Genomic DNA, 17822 nt, shown 5'->3' with positions numbered 1-17822 from the left:
GCCGATGTCCACACCGGTGGCCGTCGACGTGGTGGGCGTCTCCAAGCGCTTCCGGCTGTACCGGGAGAAGTACCAGTCGGTCAAGGAGCGGTTCCTCCATGCCGGCCAGAACCCCCACGAGGACTTCTGGGCCCTGCGGGACCTGAGCTTCCAGGTCGCCGAGGGCGAGACCGTCGGCGTGCTCGGGCGCAACGGGTCGGGGAAGTCGACCCTGCTCAAGTGCGTGTCGGGGATCCTGCAGCCCACCGACGGGAAGGTCGTGGTGCGCGGCTCGCTGGCGGCGCTGTTGGAGCTCGGAGCCGGATTCCAGCCCGAGCTGTCGGGCCGGGACAACATCTACCTGAACGCGTCGCTCCTGGGCCTCTCCACCAAGGAGGTCGACAAGCGCTTCGAGGACATCGTGGCGTTCGCCGAGCTCGAGCAGTTCATCGACAACCAGGTCAAGTTCTACTCGTCGGGGATGTTCGTGCGGCTGGGCTTCGCCGTGGCGGTCAACGTCGAGCCCGACGTCCTCGTGGTCGACGAGGTCCTGGCCGTGGGGGACGAGAATTTCCAGCGCAAGTGCCTGGCCCGCATCAAGCAGTTCCAGGACGAGGGCCGGACCATCCTCTTCGTGACCCACTCCGCCGACCTGGTACGCGTGATCTGCGATCGTGCCGTCGTGCTGAGCTCGGGCCAGATGCTCGGCATGGGGCCGTCGGCCGAGGCCATCCACCTGTACCACGACCACCTGCTCGCCGCCGGCAGCTCGGTGGACACCGGCGCCCTCGGGGGCGCCACCCCTCCGGAGGCCGCCCACCGGCCGGTGCTGATCACCGGCGTGGAGGTCGAGCACCCCGGTGTGGGGAGCAGGCCCTATCTGCTCCCCGACGAGCCGCTCACGGTGCACGTGGCATTCGACGCGTCCGAGCCCGTCGACGATGTCGTGTTCTCGATCGAGATCCACGACAAGGACGGCCAGCTCGTCTTCGCGTCCGACACCGACGGCATCGGCCAGCACATCGACCTGCCGGCCGGCGGGGGCCGGGCCGACCTCGCTTTCGATCGGGTCCCGCTTCTCGGGGGCGCCTACAACGTGGGCATTGCCATCAAGAGTCGTGGGGGGGTCGTCTACGATCTGCGCGAGCAGGAGGGATTCGAGGTCATGAACCCCGGCAGGTCGCGGGGGACCGTGGCCCTGGAGCTCCGGGTCGACGTCCGGGCCGCCAGCCTGAGCTGAGGGGTCGGCTCCGGCCAGGGCACTCGGGGGCTCCGGCCCGCCCTGCCCAGAGCCCCCCCACCCGAGGAGACATCGTGACCACCGACGACACCACCGCCGGCGACGATGCCACGCGCGCATACCTCGACCGCGTCCGGCGCGAGATCGACGACGAGGTCCGCCGCCGGCGTGCCGCGGGGGACTTCCCGCCGAGCTTCGAACGACGCCTCGACGAGCTGTTCGCCCGCTTCACCCCGACCGGCACCGCCGACGACGCCTTCACCGAGGCGCTCAAGCTGGCGGACCGTTCCGCCTACTTCGACATCGAGGTGCCGATCGGGTCGCGACGCGAGCCCAAGGGCTTCGTCAAGTGGTCGCTCTGGCAGGCCGAGGCCTGGTTCGTCAACTACGTCGTCACCCAGCTCAACCACTTCGCGGCCTCGGCCATGCGGGTCCTGCACCTGCTCGACGAGCGCCTGAGCGACGTGGAGCGCGACGTGGGGTCGCTCACACCGCCCCCCCTCCCCGAGGAGGAGGTGCTCGTCCCCGGCGCCGACCCCGCGCCCTTCGCCGACGCGGTGCGCGCCGCGCTGACCGCGGCCACCTCGCCGGCGGGCCGGGTGCTGCACGTCGAATGCGGTGACGGGTCGCTCGTGGCCTCCCTGGCGGGGGCAGGTGTCGATGTGTACGGCGTCGACCCCGGCAGCGCCGCCGCGGACCGCGCCGCCCTGGCGGGGCTGGACGTCCGGCGCGACGACGTCCTGGGGCACCTGGGCTCCGTGGCCGACGATGTACTCGCCGGCTTGGTGCTGTCGGCCTGTGTCGACCGCTTGTCGCTGGCCGAGCGCCGGCGCCTGCTGCGGCTGGCCGAGGAGAAGCTCGCCCCGGGGGGCACGCTGGTGGTGATCGGCACCATGCCCGAAGCGTGGGAGCGCACCGCAGGCCCGGTCGCCGCCGATCTGGCCCCGGGTCGTCCCCTGCACCCCGACACCTGGGTCCACCTCGTCGGGCAGCTGGGGTTCTCGGGAGCGCAGGCGACGGTCGGCGCCGACGGGTTCGCCGTTCTGGCGACCAAGGGCCGGTCCGACGTGCCCGGAGGTGGACCTGCGGGCGAGGCTCCCGCCGCCTCCGACCACGCCGCACGGTGAGGCCGACGCGCATCGACCAGGTCGTGCCGTCGTTCAGCGGGCGCGACGCCATCGGTGTGCATATGACCCACGTCCGCGACCTCTTGCGCGCCAGGGGGTTCGAATCCGACATCTGGTGCGAGGGCACCTTCCCCGACGTGCGGTCCCAGTGCCGGCTGCTGACGGAGCTCCCGGCGCGTCCACGCCCGGGCACGTGGTGGCTCTATCACCTGTCGAGCGGCTCGCCGGTCGCCGACCTCATCCGGCGCCGCCCCGAGCCCACCATGCTCGACTACCACAACATCACGCCCGGCGAGCTGTTCGGCCCGTGGGTGCCGTGGGCGGTGGAGGAGGCCGCCAGCGGCCGCAAGCAGCTCGACGACATGATCGGCGCCACGTTCTTCGCCTTCGCCGACTCCATCTACAACGAGGCGGAGCTTCGTGACCGGGGATGCACCCGGACGCGTGTCGTCCCCCCGATGTTCGACGCCCGCGCCCTCGAGTCGGGCGCGGACCGCGACACGCTGGCCGCCCGGCGCGAGGAACGGGCCGAGGGCGGCGCCGACTGGTTGTTCGTCGGGCGGGTGACGCCGAGCAAGGCCCAGCACGACCTGATCAAGGCGCTGGCCTGCTACCGGCGCTTCCATGACCCCCGTGCCCGGCTTCACCTGGTGGGCTCCTGGATGGGCGACGACTACCCGCGCGCCCTGCGGCGGTTCGCGTCCGGGCTCGGGCTGGGGGCGGCGGTGCACCTCACCGGCCCGGTCCCGGAGCCGGCGCTCGCCGCCTATTACGCCACGGCCGACGTCTTCGTGTGCGCCTCCGAGCACGAGGGATTCTGCGTGCCCGTGGTCGAGGCCATGCACCTGGGGGTCCCGGTGGTGGCCCTGGCCGCCACGGCGGTGACCGAGACGGCGGCCGACGCCGCGCTCCTGCTCGACGACAAGTCCCCCATGGCCCTGTCGACCGCCGTGCACCGGGTGCTGTCGGACGCGACGCTGCGCGGACGCCTCGTGGAGGCCGGACGGGCCCGGGCGCACGAGTTCTCGCTGGACCGCAGCCGTCAACGGTGGGCGGCGGCCATCGACGAGGCCATCGGCGCGTACGGCGGTGGATCGTCGTGACCCGCCCCGCCCGCCCGGCGCGCATCGACCAGGTCCTGCACATCCTGGCGGCACGCGACGCCATCGGCACCCACGTGCTCCACACCCGCGACGCCCTGCGTGCCGCGGGGTTCGGGTCCGACATCTACGCGGGGGACGCCCATCCTGAGGTGCGTGCCCAGGCGCGCCCGCTCGAGGAGTTGCCCGTCAGCCCGCGGCCCGACTCGTGGCTGCTGTTCCATCACTCGACAGGGAGTGCGGTCGCCGACGCCGTGCTGCGCCGGCCCGAGCCCCTCCTCGTCGACTACCACAACATCACGCCGCCCGCTCTCGTCCGCCGGTGGGCGCCGTGGATCCGCGAGGAGCTCGAGCTCGGGCTGGAGCAGTTGGGCGCCGTCGCCCCCGCGTCGTTCTTCGGGATCGCCCACTCGCGTTTCAGCGAGACCGAGCTCCACGCCGCCGGGTGTGCCCGCACGGCTGTGGTCGCCCCTCTCGTGGACCTGGCCGCATTCGAGGTCACCGCCGACGCCGCCGTGCCGGGGGCGCACCGGGCCGAGAGGGCCGACGGCGGCGCCGACTGGTTGTTCGTGGGACGGGTGTCGCCGCACAAAGCGCAGCACGACCTGATCAAGGCGCTCGCCTGCTACCGGCGCTTCTACGACCCCCGGGCGCGGCTGCACCTCGTGGGATCGTCGCTCGGCACCGACTATCCGCGCGCGCTGGAGCGGTTCGCCGCCCGCCTCGGCCTCGGCGACGCCGTGCGCATGGTGGGGACGGTGAGCGACGAAGCGCTGGCCGCCTACTACCGGTCCGCCGACGTCTTCGTGTGCGCGTCGGACCACGAAGGCTTTTGCGTCCCCCTCGTCGAGGCCATGCACCTCGGCCTCCCGGTGGTCGCCTACGACACCGCGGCGGTGGGGGAGACCGTCGGCGACGGGGGGATCGTGCTCACCGACAAGGCACCCATGACCGTGGCGGCCGCCGTCCATCGCGTGGTGGCCGACGACGCGCTGCGCGTCGCCCTCGTCGACGCGGGGAGACGACGGGCCCGGGCCTTCGCGCTTCCCGTGGGCAAAGCCCGACTGGTGGCCGCCATCGAGACCGCCATCGAGACCGCCATCGAGAACGGTGCCGGGGCCGCCGCCGGGGCCGCCGCCGGGGCCGACGCCGGGCGGGGGACGCGGTGACGGGCGCGCGGCCGGCACGGGCGTCGGCCGGCGACAGCGGTGGGACCCCCGCGGGCGCCGCTCCGGGCGTTTCCCACGGGAACGTCCCAGGCACCGAAGGGGTCGCCGTGCACCTGCTGCTGCCGTCGCTGCACGTTGCCGACGCCTCGGGGGCGCACACGCTCGCCGCCCGCGACGCCCTGCGCGCCGCCGGTTTCGTGTCGGAACTGTTCGTCGAGCACGTCGACGCGCCGCTGGCCGGCGAGGCCCACCACGTCGACCGGCTCGACGACTTCGTCGTCGCGGGCCGGACGGTCCTCGTGTACCAGCTCGCCGTGGGCTCGGCCATAGCGGAGCGCCTGATGCAGCGAGGCGAGCCGCTCGTGGTGAACTACCACAACCTCACCCCGGCGAGCTTCTTCTGGCAGTGGGCCCCGGACTGGCTCGGGGCCGTCGAGTCCGGGCGCCAGCAGCTGCACCGCCTGGCCCCGCGTGTCACCCATGCCATCGCCGTGTCGGCCTTCAACGAGCGCGACCTGCGCGCCGCGGGGTACCGCTCCACGTCGGTGGTGCCCCCGTTCGTGGACCTCGGGGCGTTCGGCCCCCGGGCCGACGCCGACGCCGGCGGGGACCGGGTGCGGGGGAGTGGTGGGACGTCGTGGCTCTTCGTGGGCAAGTTGCTGCCGCACAAGGCGGCGCACGACCTCGTGAAGGCCCTCGCCGCCTACCGCCGCGGCTTCGACCCGACGGCCTCGCTGACCCTTGTCGGCGGCCACCCGGTCCCGAGCTACGCCGCCGCGGTGCGCGGCTACGCACACGAGCTCGGGTTGGCCGACGCCGTGCGTCTGGTGGGCTCGGTGAGCCTCGACGAGCTCGTCGGCCATTACCGCACCGCAGACGCCTTCGTGTGCCTGTCCGACCACGAGGGCTTCTGCTTCCCCCTCCTGGAGGCCATGCACCACGGGGTTCCCGTCGTGGCCTTCGACGCCGGCGCCGTGCGCGACACCGCCGGGCCCGCCGCCCTGGTGCTGGCGGAGAAGTCTCCGGCGGTCGTGGCGACCGCGGTGCACCGCGCCGTGGCCGACGCCGAGCTGCGGGCCCGGCTGGTGGCGGCCGGGGCCGAGCGGCTGGGTGCGTTCGCGCTCGAGCGGACCGCGCAGCGGTTCGTCGACACGTTGCGGGGGGTGATGGCCCGCCCCGACCTCCTCCGGGCGGCGTCGTGAGCACGACGTTCGTCCACCAGCTCGTGCCGTCGGTCGTGCCGGGAGACGCCACCACCGGGCACACCCTCCAGGTGCAGCGCCTCCTGCGGGACCTCGGGTACGAGTCCGAGATCTTCGCGCTGGCGATCCATCCGCTCCTGGAGCACCGCGCCCGGCTGATCGAGGAGCTGCGGGGCCCGTCGCGCCGCGACCGCTTCCTCGTCTACCAGTGCTCGGCTGTGTCGGAACTGGGGGACTGGGTCGTGGGACGGCGCGAATCGGTCGCCGTCGACTACCACAACATCACCCCGCCCGAGTTCTTCCACCGCTTCGATCCCGGCATCGCTCTGTCGCTCCACGCCGCGCAGGTGCAGGTGGCTCAGCTCTCGGTGCGTGCCGCCTTGGGCATCTGCGACTCGAGGTTCAACGCCGCCGATCTGCGCGCCCGCGGCTTCCGGGCGACCCCGGTGGCCCCCATCCTGCTGGACCTGCGCGAGTTCGACGCCGAGCCCGACCCCGCCACCGCGGTGGCGCTCGAGCACGCCCGGCGGGAGGGGAGCTCGCAATGGCTGTTCGTGGGGGGCATCGCCCCCCACAAGGCCCAGCACCGCCTGGTGCAGGCCCTGGCCGTCTACCGGTCGGTGTACGACCCCGGGGCGCGCCTGTCGCTCGTGGGCCGGGCGGTGTCGCCCGGCTACGACGCCGCGCTACGCACCCTGGTCGGCGCGCTCGGCCTCGACGGGGCCGTCGACCTCCCGGGCGCCGTGTCGCACGAGCAGCTCGTGGCCTACTACCGCGCCGCCGACGTCTTCGTGAGCCTCTCCGAGCACGAGGGGTTCTGCGTGCCGCTGTTGGAGGCCATGCACCACGGGGTGCCCGTGGTGGCCCTCGGCGCCGGTGCGGTCCCCGAAACCCTCGGGGTGGGAGGCCTGCTCCTCGACGACCCCGCACCCCAGCACGTCGCCGCCGCCCTGCACCGGGTCCTCGCCGACCGGGCCACCCGGGCGGTGCTCGTGGAGGCCGGCCGGGCGCGCCTCGTGCACTTCGCCCTGGCGCGCACCCGGGCGACGATGGCGGGCGTCGTCCGCCGCTGGGTGGCGGCGGGCGGGGTCTGGCCCGACGCCGCGCCCCGCGACGGGACGGACGACGTGGCGGACGACGCGCTCGTGGCGGTGACGGTGTGAAGTACGCCTTCGTGGTCCCGCGCTACGGCCTCGAGGTCGTGGGCGGCGCCGAGCTCGGGGCCCGCATGCTGGCAGAGCGGCTGGTGGCCCGGCTCGGCTGGTCGGTGGACGTCTTCACCACCTGTGCCAGGGACCACATGACCTGGGCCAACGAGTACCCCGAGGGCGACGAGACGGTGAACGGCGTCGTGGTGCACCGTTTCGCCACCACGTCGGGTCGCCCCCCGCGCTTCTTCCCGTTCTCCGAGCGGGTCCTGTCGTCGCCATCGGCCGCCACCGTCGCCGAGGCGGAGGAGTTCGTCGAGCTCCAGGGCCCAGGATGCCCCGACCTCGTCGACGCACTGGTGGCGTGCGACCGCGACCTCCTCGCCTTCTACCCCTACCTCTACGCCACCACCGTGCGCGGGCTGCCGCCGGTGGCGGCCCGCGCCGTGATGCATCCCGCCGCGCACGACGAGCCGGCCCTGCACCTCTCGGTGTTCCGGCGGCCGATGACGATGGCGCAGGGGTTCGTCTTCCAGACGTGGGGCGAGCGCGCCCTCGTCCAGCGGCTGTTCCCGGTGGGCCAGGTCCCACAGGTCGTCGTGGGCCTCGGGTTCGAGGGGCCGCCGCCCGGTCCCGCCCCCGCCCCCGACCGCGCCGTGCCGGCCATCGCGGCCATCGGGGACCGCCCGTACCTGCTGTCGCTCGGGCGGGTGGACGGCTTCAAGGGCACCACCATGCTGGGCGCCTTCTTCGCCGCCTACAAGCGGCGCAACCCCGGGCCCCTGGCGCTGGTGGTGGCCGGCCCGGTGACGGCCCCCCCGCCGTCGCACCCCGACGTCATCGTGACCGGCCCCGTCGACGAGATCGACAAATGGGCCCTACTGCGGGGGGCCACCGCCTTCGTGCAACCGTCGCCCCACGAGGCCTTCTCCATCGTGCTCATGGAGGCGTGGAGCCAGTCCCTGGCCGTGATCGTGAACGCCCGGTGCGCCGCCACCCGCGAGCACTGCGAGCGCTCGGGCGGCGGGCTGTGGTTCGACTCCTACGCCCAGTTCGAGTCGCTCGTGGACCGGGTGGTGACCGACGGCGCCCTCAGGGCGCTGCTCGGCGAGCGGGGACGGGTCTACGTGGAGGCCAACTTCCGCTGGCCCACGATCATCGAGCGCTACGGGTCCTTCGCCGACGGCGTGCTCGAGCGCTGCCGCGCCGGCGCCAACTGAGGAGCCGGCCCACGAGCAACCCCTCCTGAGCCGGCTGCCGCGCTGAGCGACCGCCCGCCGAGGAGGGTCGGCTGCCGCGCTGAGGGACCGCCCGCCGAGGAGGGCCGGCTGCCGCCGAGGAGGGCCGGCTGCCGCCGAGGAGGGACCGCGCCGGTCAGGGGCCGGACCGGCGGGATCAGGCCGGGGGCCGTACCGGGGACGGCGGGTCCGCGCGCATGGCCGCCAGGCCCCGTGCCGTCGAGAGCGCGGCGACGGCCGAGGCCACGAGGAGCACCGCCACCGACCCCGCCGAGAACACGGCGTCGCGCGGTGCCAGCCCGCCACCGGCGCCGAGCAGCATCACGAGGCACAGCGTGCCCGCCACCGCCTGGACAGCCACCCCGACCGTGGCCAGCGCGGCCACCAGCGTCGTGCGCACGAGGCGCGCCTCGCTGAGCCGGGCGCGGCGCAGGGCGAGCGCCGCCGCCGCCGCGCACCCGAACGCGCACACCAGGGTCACTGCCAGCCACGCCACCAGCACCGCCAGGACGCCGGCACCGCGCGGCCACGTCAGCGCCACGCTGTGGCGGCGGCCGACGTGCTGGGCGAACAGGGCGACGAGCAGCGTGACCCCCAGCCACGCGAGGACGATGGGCGCCGGGGCGATCGCCGGGACGAGTACGTCGCCACGCCGGGCACGCGCCGCGGGCACGACGACGGCGACCCAGCAGACGAAGCCGGCGGCGATCACGACGCCGGCGAGTACCTCGAGGGCCACGAAGGCCGTGCCGTAGGCGGTCCACGCCGCGCCGTGCAGGCCCGGGAGCCGCGGGTCGTCCACCGACTTGGAGAGGCCGGCGACGGCCAGGAGGCTCGCGCACCAGGCCACCAGCACGGTGGTCGTGGTCGCCTGGAGCCGGGCCCGACGCTGCTCGGCGGCGTCGCCGGCGAACGAGGGCGCCATCCAGGCCCGGGCGGCGCCGCGGGCGAGGTCGGCGCGGTCGCGCCACCGGGATCCGCCCTCGGCGACCAGGGCGGCGAGCTCGTCGCCGTAGCGGCTGCGGAAGCCGGGCGGATACGCCGCCAGCAGGACGCGCTCCACGCGGGTGGGGGTGCTCACGCGCCGGCCCCGAAGACCGGGGCGAGCCGGGCCAGGCGCCGGCGCCCGATCCCGGCGAAGCGCTGCATGTCGGCGAGCTGGCGCCCGAGCACCTCGACGCCTCGGGCCGTCAGGCGGTAGGGGCGGCGGCGGGAGTCGGCGGCCTCGAGGGGCTCGATGAGGCCCCGGGCCTCGAGACGGGCGATGGCGCCGTAGAGCGTGCCCGGCCCGAGCCGGACACCGGTGCTCTCCTCGAGGTCCTGCACCATGGCGTAGCCGTGCTTGGGGCCGTCGGCGAGGCTCCCCATGACGAGCAACCCGGGGTCGGTCCACTTCGGGTCCGCGGCGTGCCTCGGCACTGGGCCTCCCTTCGTTCCGAGATAGTACGTATAACGATATATCAAGCGCCAGGCGATGTCACGCGGGGTGGGGGCGTCCCACGGAGATCGCACGGTGCTCGCTACCATCGTCTGCATCCCCGTCCTTCCCCCCCGACTCCGACGCGCCCTGGCGCGGGTCGTCCCGGCGGCCACCGTCGTGGCGGCCACCTCGGGGCTGGTCGCCCTGGTCCCGAGCGGGCCGGCGGCCGCCTATCCGTACCCCGACGTCTCGTTCATCGGGCACGGCTGGGGCCACGGCCGCGGCATGGGCCAATGGGGGGCACTGGGGTACGCCGTCGGCCAGGTCCCGTACCAGCAGATCCTGTCGACCTACTACGGGGCATTGAGCGGGGGCGGCACCACGTCGCTCGGCTCGCTGCCCAACGGGTGGAGCGACGCATCCACCCCGGTCAAGGTCGCCATCACCGCCAACGCCGGCAACACCGTGATCGTGACCTCAGGCTCGCCGTTCACGGTGACCGGTGTGGCCGCGCCGTTCGGGCCGGGGGGCAGCTACCCGGCCGTCATGCTGCAGCTGGCCGGGGGCAACGGGACCACGGGCCAGTGGAACGTGTTCGGGGGCGGCGGGTGCGCGGGCCCGTCATGGACGCCGGTGGCCTTGAACGTGGCCGACCCGACGATCTCTCCGGTGACGCCGGCACCCTTCCCGGCGGACGCCGGCGTGAACAGTGAGGTGCTCCAGCTGTGCCAGCCGGGCGGCAACCTGATGGCGCGGGGGAGCATCCAGGGCGTCATCAACTCGAACAACCAGACCCGCACGGTGAACATCGTGCCCCTGGGCCAGTACGTCGCCGACGTGACGCCGTCGGAGTCCCCGACGGGCTGGGGCTCCCTGGGGGGCGCGGGACCGCAGGGCCAGTCGTGGGGGTTCCAGGCCCTGGAGGCCCAGGCCGTGGCGGCACGCTCCTACGTGATGAGCACCTACGGCAGTCTGCAGGGCTGGTTCGGCTACGCCGACATCTGCGACTCCAGCGCCTGCCAGGACTATCCGGGTATCGCCAACGAGAACACCGTGACCGATGCCGCCACCGCCGATACACCCGACCTCGTGGTCCTGATGCCCACCGGCACCGTCGCCACCACCCAGTACTCGTCATCCACCGGTGGGTACAGCGCGGGTGGGACCTTCGCACCGGTTCCCGACGCCGGTGACGCCGTGTGCCTCCCGGGCGCGTGCAACGCCCACCACACCTGGCACGCGGCGGTCCCGGTGTCCGCCATCGAGGCCGCCTACCCGCAGATCGGCACCCTCATCTCGGTGGGCGTGTCGCAGCGCAACGGCTTCGGCGACCTCGGCGGCCGCGTCGTGCAGATGACGCTGCAGGGGACCAGCCAGAGCGTGTCCATCAGCGGCGACACCTTCGCGTCGCAGTTCTCGCAGGACGGCGTGCAGTCGAACTGGTTCGCGGTGACCAGCCAGCCGAGCGGCGGGGTGGGTGGCTACTGGATGCTCGGCAACGACGGCGGCGTGTTCTCCTTCGGCGACGCCCGGTTCTTCGGGTCGATGGGCGGTGTGCGGCTGAACGCCCCCATGGTGGGGATGGCCGGCACCCCCGACGGCGGCGGCTACTGGACCGTGGCCGCCGACGGCGGCGTGTTCTCGCTCGGCGACGCCCCCTACGAGGGCTCGTTGCCCGGTGTGGGCCTGCGTGCCCAGGCCGTGTCGGTGCTCCCGACCCGCGCCGGGCTCGGGTACCTGATCGTCACCGCCGACGGCCAGGTCGTCGACTTCGGCGACGCCCCGCAGTTCAGCGACGTGGCGGCCTCGGTGGCGGGATGGCAGGGCCGTCTCGTGGGCGGAGCCACCTCCCCGGGGTAGTCCCCGAGGACGGGCGCCCCGACCCCCGGTGCGCCCGCCCGCCACGGCGCGCAACGTTCACCACCCGCCCAGCCGGCGGGTACCCTGCCCGCATGTTGACGCGCCGTCTGGGGCGGACCGGGCACCGCTCGTCGGTGGCCGTGCTCGGCGGGGCCGCCTTCTGGGACGCCGACCCCGACGTGGCGGCCTCCACGTTCGGCGCCGCCCTCGACGCCGGCGTCAACCATCTCGACGTGGCCCCTCGCTACGGCCGGGCCCAGGAGCTGCTCGGCCCCCTCCTCGCCCCGGTGCGCGACCGCCTCTTCGTGGCGTGCAAGACCATGCGCCACGACCCCGCCGGCGTCCGGGCCCAGCTCGAGGAGTCGCTGTCGCTGCTGCGTTGCGAGCACTTCGACCTCTACCAGCTCCACGCCGTCACAGACCTCGACGAGCTCGAGGCCCGGGCGGGGGCGGTGTCGGCGATCATGGCGGCGCGCGACGAGGGCCTGTGCCGGTTCGTCGGCATCACCGGCCACAACCTGACCACGCCGGCAGCACAGCTCGAGGCCCTGCGGCGTTACGACCTCGACACCGTGATGTTCCCCGTGAGCCCGCGGCTGTGGGCCGACCACGCCTACCGCCGTGACGCCGAGGCGCTCATCGCCGAGGCCGGGGCACGCGACGTGGGCGTGATGGCGATCAAGGCGGTGTCGGCGAGGCCCTGGGGCGACCGCCCGCACACGTCGGGCACGTGGTACGAGGCGTACACGACCGACCGTGAGATCACCCGCGGGGTCCGTTTCGTGCTGAGCGTCCCGGGTGTGCACGTGCTGTGCACGCCGAGTGACCCCGTCCTGACGGCGGCGGCCATCGGGGCGGCGGCCCGCTTCGAGCCGATGTCCGAGGACGAGCAGGCCGCCGCCATGCGCGACACCGCGGCCGAGGAGCACATCTTCCCCATGCCCACGGGCTGAGCGCGTCAGCCCGCGCGGCGCCTCACCCGGTGCGCTCGGGCCCCGCCCGGTAGGTCACGACCTCGACGCGCTCGAGGGTCAGCATGCCGTCGGAAACCATCTCGTCGAGCATCGGGAGCACTCGCTGGATGTGCTGCTCGGTGTCCACCACCTCGATGACGAGGGGCAGGTCCTCGGACAGCCGGAGGATGCGCGCCGTGTGCAGGTGGCTGGTGGCGCCGTAGCCCTCGATGGCCCGGATCACGGTTGCGCCGGCGATGCCCTCCTCGCGCAGGCGGCGCACGATCGCCTGGTACAGCGGCTTGCCGTGCCAGGTGTCGGACTCACCGATGAAGATCCGCAGCAGCCTGCCCTCACCCTGAAGCCTCACAGCGCCCTCCCGAGGACGATCCCGACCCACGTCGCCGTCAATCCGACGACGATCGAAGACACCACGTTGACCGCCGCGATCCCGAGCGCGCCGTTCTGGCCCAGCCGCACGCTCTCGTAGGCGAAGGTCGAGAACGTCGTGTAGGCGCCCACGAACCCCACCGTGACGGCGATGCGCAGCGTGGGGTGGGGCAGGAAGCGCTCGGTGAGCACGGTCGTGAGGAAGCCGACGATCAGGCATCCCGAGATGTTCACGACCCAGGTCCCCCACGGGAACGACCCGCTCGTGGCCCGGCTCACCACGCCGTCGAGCCAGTAGCGCGACACCGCCCCGCAGAACCCCGCCACCCCGACCCACACCACCCGCACGCGAGCTCCTTCCCACGGTTCGCCGTCAGGTAGGAGCCATCAGCAGCCAGGCTGCGGTCAAGGGCGAGCCCCATCGCCGTCGCAGATCATATGGCGGCGAGCCCCTGGTCGCCGCCGACCATATGGCGGCGAGCCCCTGGTCGCCGCCGACCCCATGGCGGGGCCAGACTGCGGGCATGGGGACGCAGGGCGACGCCTTCGGCCGGGCCTTGGCCGACTGGGCGGCCGGCGGCACCGAGCCCGAGGTCATCGAGCGCGACGACGGATTCGGCGAGGTGGGCGCGGGGCACGAGCTGTACGTCACCGGGCCCGAGCGCTGGCCCGCGGCGGAGCGGCGGGCCCTGCGCCTGGCGCGCGGCCGGGTCGTCGACGTGGGCTGTGCGGCGGGCCGCGTCGCCCTGCACCTGCAGGAGCGGGGGATGGACGTGGTCGGCGTGGACGCCTCGCCGCTGGCCGTGCGGACGGCCCGGGCCCGCGGCCTGCGGGCCGCCCGGTGCATGACCGTCGACGCCCTCGGTGCCGACATCGGCTCGTTCGACACCGCCGTGCTGTTCGGCAACAACTTCGGGATCTTCGGCACCCCGGCCAAGCTGCGGCGGGCGCTGATGCGCTGGGCCCGAACCATGCCGCCCGGCGCCCGGATCCTGGCCGAGAGCACCAATCCGTACTGCGGCGGCGTGCCGGCCTTCGACCGGTCCTACTACCGGCGCAACGTCGAGCGGGGGCTCATGCCCGGCCAGGCGCGGCTGCGCGTCCGGTACCGCCGGTGGGAGACGCCGTGGTTCGCGTGGCTCTTCGTCTCGCGTGCCGACATGCGGTCACTGCTCCGCGGCACGGGCTGGCACCAGGCCGACGTCCTGGGCGGTGCGCCGAGCGAGCCGTACGTCGCCGTCCTCGAGAAGTCCTGAGCCGCCGGTTCCTCGTCGACAACCGGGCCCGCCGGGGATCACATCTCGAGCATGGGGACGACCTCACCGATGAACCGACGGAGCGTCTCGTCGGACGGGTAGTCGCGCATCCACAGCACGAAGTCGCGAGCGCCCGCATCGACGAACTCCTGCGCCTTCTCCGCCACCTGGTCCACGGTTCCCACGAAGTTCTCCCGGATGTACTCGTCGGGGGGCTGTCCACCCCACAGGTGGCCGCCGTCGAGCTCGTCGCACCATCTGTGCAACTCCTCCTCGGTGTCGAAGATCCTGCAGTCAGGGCCGTGCGTCCGGGTGATCTCGGTGAAGGGTCGCCCGATCTCCTCGCAGTAGCGCTCCAGGAGCTGTGACTTACGACGGAAGGCCTCCAGCCCCACCTGCCAGTTGGTGGCGTCGGCGTGCCGGGCGGCGATGCGGAGGTTCACCTGTTCGCCGCCGCCGCCGATCCAGACCGGCGGGAACCGTTGGATCGGCTTGGGGTCGCAGTACGCGTCGTGCAGGTGGACGTGCTGCCCGTCGAACGTCACCGTCTGCTCGCTCCAGAGCATCCGGATGGCCGAGACGGTCTCCTCCAGCGCGGTCAGGCGGTCCCGTGCCGGCAGGAACCGGTAGCCGTAGGAGGCGTACTCCTCGTGGAACCATCCGGCGCCGAGGCCGAGGATCAGCCGGCCGCCCGAGTACACGTCGATGCACGCGCCCTCCTTGGCCAGCAACCCGGCATTGCGGTACGACGAGCACGTGACGAGCTGGCCGAGGCCCACCCGGTCGGTGCACTGCGAGAGGGCCGCCAGCATCGTGAAGGCCTCGAAGACGTGCGTCGGCTCTCGACGCGGCACCGTCTCGACGTGGTCGTAGACCCAGATGTGGTCGTAGCCGAGTTCTTCGGCCTGGCGGGCCAGCTCGACACTGCGCTCCCAGGCCGCGTGCGCCTCCCAGCCCGAGTACTCGAGCTTCCATCCCTGCGGGACGAAGACCCCCACCCGCAGCGGTGCGCCGTGACCGGCGTGGGGTGCCGAATCGGCGCGTCCTTCTCCTCGAGGCATCGTCTTCTCCCAGGTGTCGACCGCCTGACGCTTGTCCATCGGCCCGTGCCGGCGCAAGCGTCGAGCCCACTCACCAGGCGGTGAGCACGTCCCCCAGTCGGCGGAAGCGGCGCAGCTTCCCGAACCGTCCCAGGCGCCCGGCGTCCACCCCGATGTCGGCCGCCGCCAGGAGCTCGCGGTCGCCGGCGCTGTTGCCGTAGGCCCACAGGAACGGGTGGTCGCCGACGGCCCCCGTGGTGTCGAGCCCCGCCTCTCCGGCCTGGTCGTAGGGCCCGTCGTCGGAGGTGGCGCCCTCACCCGCACCGCCGGGGGCGTTGCCGGCGTGGTCCGCACCGTCGTGGGCACCCGCACCGTCGTGGGCACCGGTGGACGAGGACCGTATCCACTCCCGCAGGCGTTCGAGCTTCTGGGCCCCCCGGCAGTTGCTGCCCTCGAAGCGCCCCGTCAGCCGGCCGGCGTCGTCGACCTCCAGTCGGGTGGCCACCACGCCGTCGGCACCGAGCTCCCCGGCCACGGCGCGCACGTAGTACTCGGGTGACGCCGACACGATCACGATGCGGTGGCCCTGGCGGCGGTGCCAGTCGACGCGGGCGCGCACCTTGGTGCGGCTGCGGCGGTCGAAGTGGGCCAGGCCGAAGCGCTCGGCGCCCGCCTGCACCCCGGTGGCGTCCATGCCGGCCAGGGTGCGCAGGAACAGCGCTTCCTTGGCCTCGTCGGCGTAGTGCCCGCCGAACAGCGCCGCCTTGGCGAGCTGGGGTGCCAGCGCCACGCCCGCGGCGATCACGGCAGGCCGGCCGCGGATGCTCGACAGGAACTGCCAGACGCTCCCGCCCCGGGTGAGCGTGCCGTCGAGGTCGAACGCGGCGACCACGTCCGCGCCGGGGCCGCGCTCGAGGTGCACCGGGGCGCCCTGGGGCTCGATGGCGGTCACGACGCGCTCCCCGGGCTGTCGGGGTGGGCCTCCATCGCCGGCGGCACGTGCCCACCGGCGGCAGGGCCCGCGGGCCGGGCATCGGGCACGACCGACCCGTGGCGGCCCGCACCCGAGGCGAAGCGCTGCGCGCCCTCGGTGGTCTCGCCGCTGGCGATCGTGTCGAGCCCGAAGCGGGCTTCGAGGACGAGGGCGTCGGGCTCGGGCAGCCCCCACTGCCACAAGAGCGACCGCCGGTCGTTGCGCATACACGTCTGGGGGAGCGCGGCGAGCTCCCGGGCCAGGCCGAGCGCCGTGTCGAGGGCGCGCCCCGGCGGGGCCAGGCGGTTCACCAGCCCCATCGCCAGCGCTTCGGGCCCTCCCACGGCCCGCCCCGTCAACACGAGATCGAGGGCGTGGCTCTGCCCGATCAGCCGCGGCAGCCGGACCGTCCCGCCGTCCACCAGGGGCACGCCGAAGCGCCGGCAGTACACGCCGAGCACGGCGTCGGTGGCGGCCACCCGCAGGTCGCACCACAGGGCCAGCTCGAGGCCGCCCGCCACGGCGTGGCCTTCGATGGCGGCGATGACCGGTTTCGACAGCTCCAGGCGGGTGGGCCCCATGGGACCGGGCCCCTCCTCGAGCACCGGCCGCCGGTCGCCCTCGGCCAGGGCCTTCAGATCCGCGCCGGCGCAGAACGCCCCCCCCGCCCCCGTGAGCACGGCCACCGAGGCGGAGTCGTCCTCATCGAAGGCGGCGAAGGCGGCGAGCAGGGCGGCGGCCGTGGTGGCGTCGACGGCGTTGCGCCGTTCGGGCCGGAAGATGGTGACCACGATGACCGGCCCCTGGCGCGAGACGTCGACGGTCTTCCAGACCGCCTCAGCCACGGCGTCGACCCCCGCGCTGCGAGTTGCGCCGGTGGCGTCCCATACCCGCCCATTCTCCCAGAGCAGGCGCGCCTCGACGGCCAACCACGCCGCCTGTCGTGCCCGGCCGGGGGCCCGCCCCGAAATCCGACCCAGCCGGTCGACAATTGCGGACACGGCCGGTACACTCCTCGTCGGACGGCACGAACCGACGTCACCGTGAGACCAACGCAGGAGGAGACATGGCAGTCCGCCTGGGGGACATCGCCCCCGATTTCACCGCCGACACGACCGAGGGCACGATCAACTTCCACGAGTGGCTCGGCGACTCGTGGGGGATCCTGTTCTCCCACCCGAAGGACTTCACCCCGGTCTGCACGACCGAGCTCGGCGCCTTCGCCAAGGCGAAGGCCGAGTTCGACAGGCGCAACACCAAGCTGATCGGCCTGTCGGTCGACTCGGTCGAGTCCCACCGCTCGTGGGAGAAGGACATCGAGGAGACCCAGGGCCAGGCCGTCAACTTCCCGATGATCGGGGACCCCGACCGCAAGGTCGCCGACCTCTACGACATGATCCACCCCAACGCCAGCGACACCCTCACGGTGCGCTCGGTGTTCATCATCGGCGCCGACAAGAAGGTGAAGCTGACGATCACCTACCCGGCGTCGACGGGGCGCAACGTGGCCGAGGTGCTGCGCGTGCTCGACTCGCTGCAGCTGACGGCCGACTACTCGGTCGCCACGCCGGTCAACTGGAAGGACGGGGACGACGTCATCGTGGTGCCGACCCTCTCCGACGAGGACGCCGAGAAGAAATTCCCCAAGGGCTTCAAGCGCCTGAAGCCCTACCTCCGGGTCACGCCGCAGCCCAACAAGTAGCCGCACCCGCCCCCGGGGCCCCCGA

At 73.5% G+C, this 17822-nt stretch carries 18 protein-coding genes and 1 riboswitch; of the genes, 11 read left to right on the top strand and 7 right to left on the bottom strand.

Going from position 1 to position 17822, the window contains the following annotated elements:
- The first annotated feature begins 4 nt into the window (after positions 1-4).
- From VMV22_02815 to VMV22_02785, 7 genes are all read left to right on the top strand, one after another.
- A complete protein-coding gene (locus VMV22_02815; GenBank protein ID HUY21252.1) occupies positions 5-1219 on the top strand; it encodes an ABC transporter ATP-binding protein in 1215 nt (404 codons plus the stop codon).
- 74 nt (positions 1220-1293) lie between these two features.
- On the top strand, positions 1294-2346 hold the full coding sequence (locus VMV22_02810; GenBank protein HUY21251.1) for a methionine biosynthesis protein MetW: 1053 nt from the start codon (positions 1294-1296) through the stop codon (positions 2344-2346).
- Positions 2343-3449: a glycosyltransferase family 4 protein gene (locus VMV22_02805; GenBank protein HUY21250.1), complete on the top strand. Its 1107-nt coding sequence runs from the start codon at positions 2343-2345 to the stop codon at positions 3447-3449. The genes VMV22_02810 and VMV22_02805 overlap by 4 nt, the downstream gene beginning before the upstream one ends.
- Complete coding sequence (locus VMV22_02800; GenBank protein ID HUY21249.1) at positions 3446-4615, top strand: glycosyltransferase; 1170 nt, start codon at positions 3446-3448, stop codon at positions 4613-4615. Before VMV22_02805 ends, VMV22_02800 begins: the two co-directional genes overlap by 4 nt.
- 107 nt (positions 4616-4722) lie before the next feature.
- Entirely contained in the window at positions 4723-5817 is a 1095-nt protein-coding gene (locus VMV22_02795; GenBank protein HUY21248.1) for a glycosyltransferase family 4 protein, read from the top strand.
- Entirely contained in the window at positions 5814-6980 is a 1167-nt protein-coding gene (locus tag VMV22_02790; protein ID HUY21247.1) for a glycosyltransferase, read from the top strand. The genes VMV22_02795 and VMV22_02790 overlap by 4 nt, the downstream gene beginning before the upstream one ends.
- Positions 6977-8185, top strand: a complete 1209-nt coding sequence (locus tag VMV22_02785; GenBank protein HUY21246.1) for a glycosyltransferase family 4 protein — start codon at positions 6977-6979, stop codon at positions 8183-8185. Before VMV22_02790 ends, VMV22_02785 begins: the two co-directional genes overlap by 4 nt.
- A gap of 175 nt (positions 8186-8360) precedes the next feature.
- Here the strand turns inward: VMV22_02785 and VMV22_02780 are convergent, their stop codons facing one another.
- Complete coding sequence (locus VMV22_02780) at positions 8361-9284, bottom strand: hypothetical protein (GenBank protein ID HUY21245.1); 924 nt, start codon at positions 9282-9284, stop codon at positions 8361-8363.
- Positions 9281-9622, bottom strand: a complete 342-nt coding sequence (locus VMV22_02775) for a PadR family transcriptional regulator (GenBank protein HUY21244.1) — start codon at positions 9620-9622, stop codon at positions 9281-9283. The genes VMV22_02780 and VMV22_02775 overlap by 4 nt, the downstream gene beginning before the upstream one ends.
- A 94-nt stretch (positions 9623-9716) precedes the next feature.
- Here VMV22_02775 and VMV22_02770 point away from each other — a divergent pair, with 94 nt between their 5' ends.
- Together VMV22_02770 and VMV22_02765 are read left to right on the top strand one after the other, a co-directional pair.
- Entirely contained in the window at positions 9717-11483 is a 1767-nt protein-coding gene (locus tag VMV22_02770) for a SpoIID/LytB domain-containing protein (GenBank protein HUY21243.1), read from the top strand.
- A gap of 92 nt (positions 11484-11575) precedes the next feature.
- Positions 11576-12436: an aldo/keto reductase gene (locus VMV22_02765; GenBank protein HUY21242.1), complete on the top strand. Its 861-nt coding sequence runs from the start codon at positions 11576-11578 to the stop codon at positions 12434-12436.
- Between the two features lie 22 nt (positions 12437-12458).
- Here VMV22_02765 and VMV22_02760 read toward each other — a convergent pair whose 3' ends face one another.
- Together VMV22_02760 and crcB are read right to left on the bottom strand one after the other, a co-directional pair.
- Positions 12459-12806 (bottom strand): DUF190 domain-containing protein, encoded by a 348-nt coding sequence (locus VMV22_02760; GenBank protein ID HUY21241.1) that lies wholly within the window; start codon positions 12804-12806, stop codon positions 12459-12461.
- Positions 12803-13174, bottom strand: coding sequence for a fluoride efflux transporter CrcB (gene crcB / locus VMV22_02755; GenBank protein ID HUY21240.1), 372 nt, complete (start codon positions 13172-13174; stop codon positions 12803-12805). Before crcB ends, VMV22_02760 begins: the two co-directional genes overlap by 4 nt.
- A 23-nt stretch (positions 13175-13197) precedes the next feature.
- Positions 13198-13261, bottom strand: a riboswitch (Fluoride riboswitch).
- A gap of 89 nt (positions 13262-13350) precedes the next feature.
- Here crcB and VMV22_02750 point away from each other — a divergent pair.
- Positions 13351-14082: a class I SAM-dependent methyltransferase gene (locus tag VMV22_02750; GenBank protein HUY21239.1), complete on the top strand. Its 732-nt coding sequence runs from the start codon at positions 13351-13353 to the stop codon at positions 14080-14082.
- A 38-nt stretch (positions 14083-14120) separates the two neighbouring features.
- Here the strand turns inward: VMV22_02750 and VMV22_02745 are convergent, their stop codons facing one another.
- The 3 genes from VMV22_02745 to VMV22_02735 are packed head-to-tail and all read right to left on the bottom strand — an operon-like array spanning position 14121 to position 17024.
- Entirely contained in the window at positions 14121-15182 is a 1062-nt protein-coding gene (locus VMV22_02745; GenBank protein ID HUY21238.1) for an LLM class flavin-dependent oxidoreductase, read from the bottom strand.
- Positions 15183-15213: 31 nt separating this feature from the next.
- On the bottom strand, positions 15214-16074 hold the full coding sequence (locus VMV22_02740) for an HAD-IB family hydrolase (protein HUY21237.1): 861 nt from the start codon (positions 16072-16074) through the stop codon (positions 15214-15216).
- Positions 16071-17024, bottom strand: a complete 954-nt coding sequence (locus VMV22_02735; GenBank protein ID HUY21236.1) for a crotonase/enoyl-CoA hydratase family protein — start codon at positions 17022-17024, stop codon at positions 16071-16073. Before VMV22_02735 ends, VMV22_02740 begins: the two co-directional genes overlap by 4 nt.
- 137 nt (positions 17025-17161) lie before the next feature.
- Between VMV22_02735 and VMV22_02730 the strand changes: the two genes are divergently transcribed.
- Positions 17162-17797, top strand: a complete 636-nt coding sequence (locus VMV22_02730) for a peroxiredoxin (GenBank protein ID HUY21235.1) — start codon at positions 17162-17164, stop codon at positions 17795-17797.
- The last annotated feature ends 25 nt before the right edge of the window (positions 17798-17822 follow it).

The organism is Acidimicrobiales bacterium, from assembly GCA_035531755.1.
GTDB lineage: Bacteria > Actinomycetota > Acidimicrobiia > Acidimicrobiales > UBA8190 > DATKSK01.
Note: the sequence above shows the minus strand (reverse complement) of the source record. Positions and strands in the feature narration are given on the sequence as shown.

Excerpts from the sequence above, each read along its gene's own strand:
- VMV22_02815 (HUY21252.1), top strand. The coding sequence starts at position 5 with ATGTCCACACCGGTGGCCGTCGACGTGGTGGGCGTCTCCAAGCGCTTC.
- VMV22_02765 (HUY21242.1), top strand. The coding sequence starts at position 11,576 with ATGTTGACGCGCCGTCTGGGGCGGACCGGGCACCGCTCGTCGGTGGCC.
- VMV22_02750 (HUY21239.1), top strand. The coding sequence starts at position 13,351 with ATGGGGACGCAGGGCGACGCCTTCGGCCGGGCCTTGGCCGACTGGGCG.
- VMV22_02745 (HUY21238.1), bottom strand. The coding sequence starts at position 15,182 with ATGGACAAGCGTCAGGCGGTCGACACCTGGGAGAAGACGATGCCTCGA.
- VMV22_02730 (HUY21235.1), top strand. The coding sequence starts at position 17,162 with ATGGCAGTCCGCCTGGGGGACATCGCCCCCGATTTCACCGCCGACACG.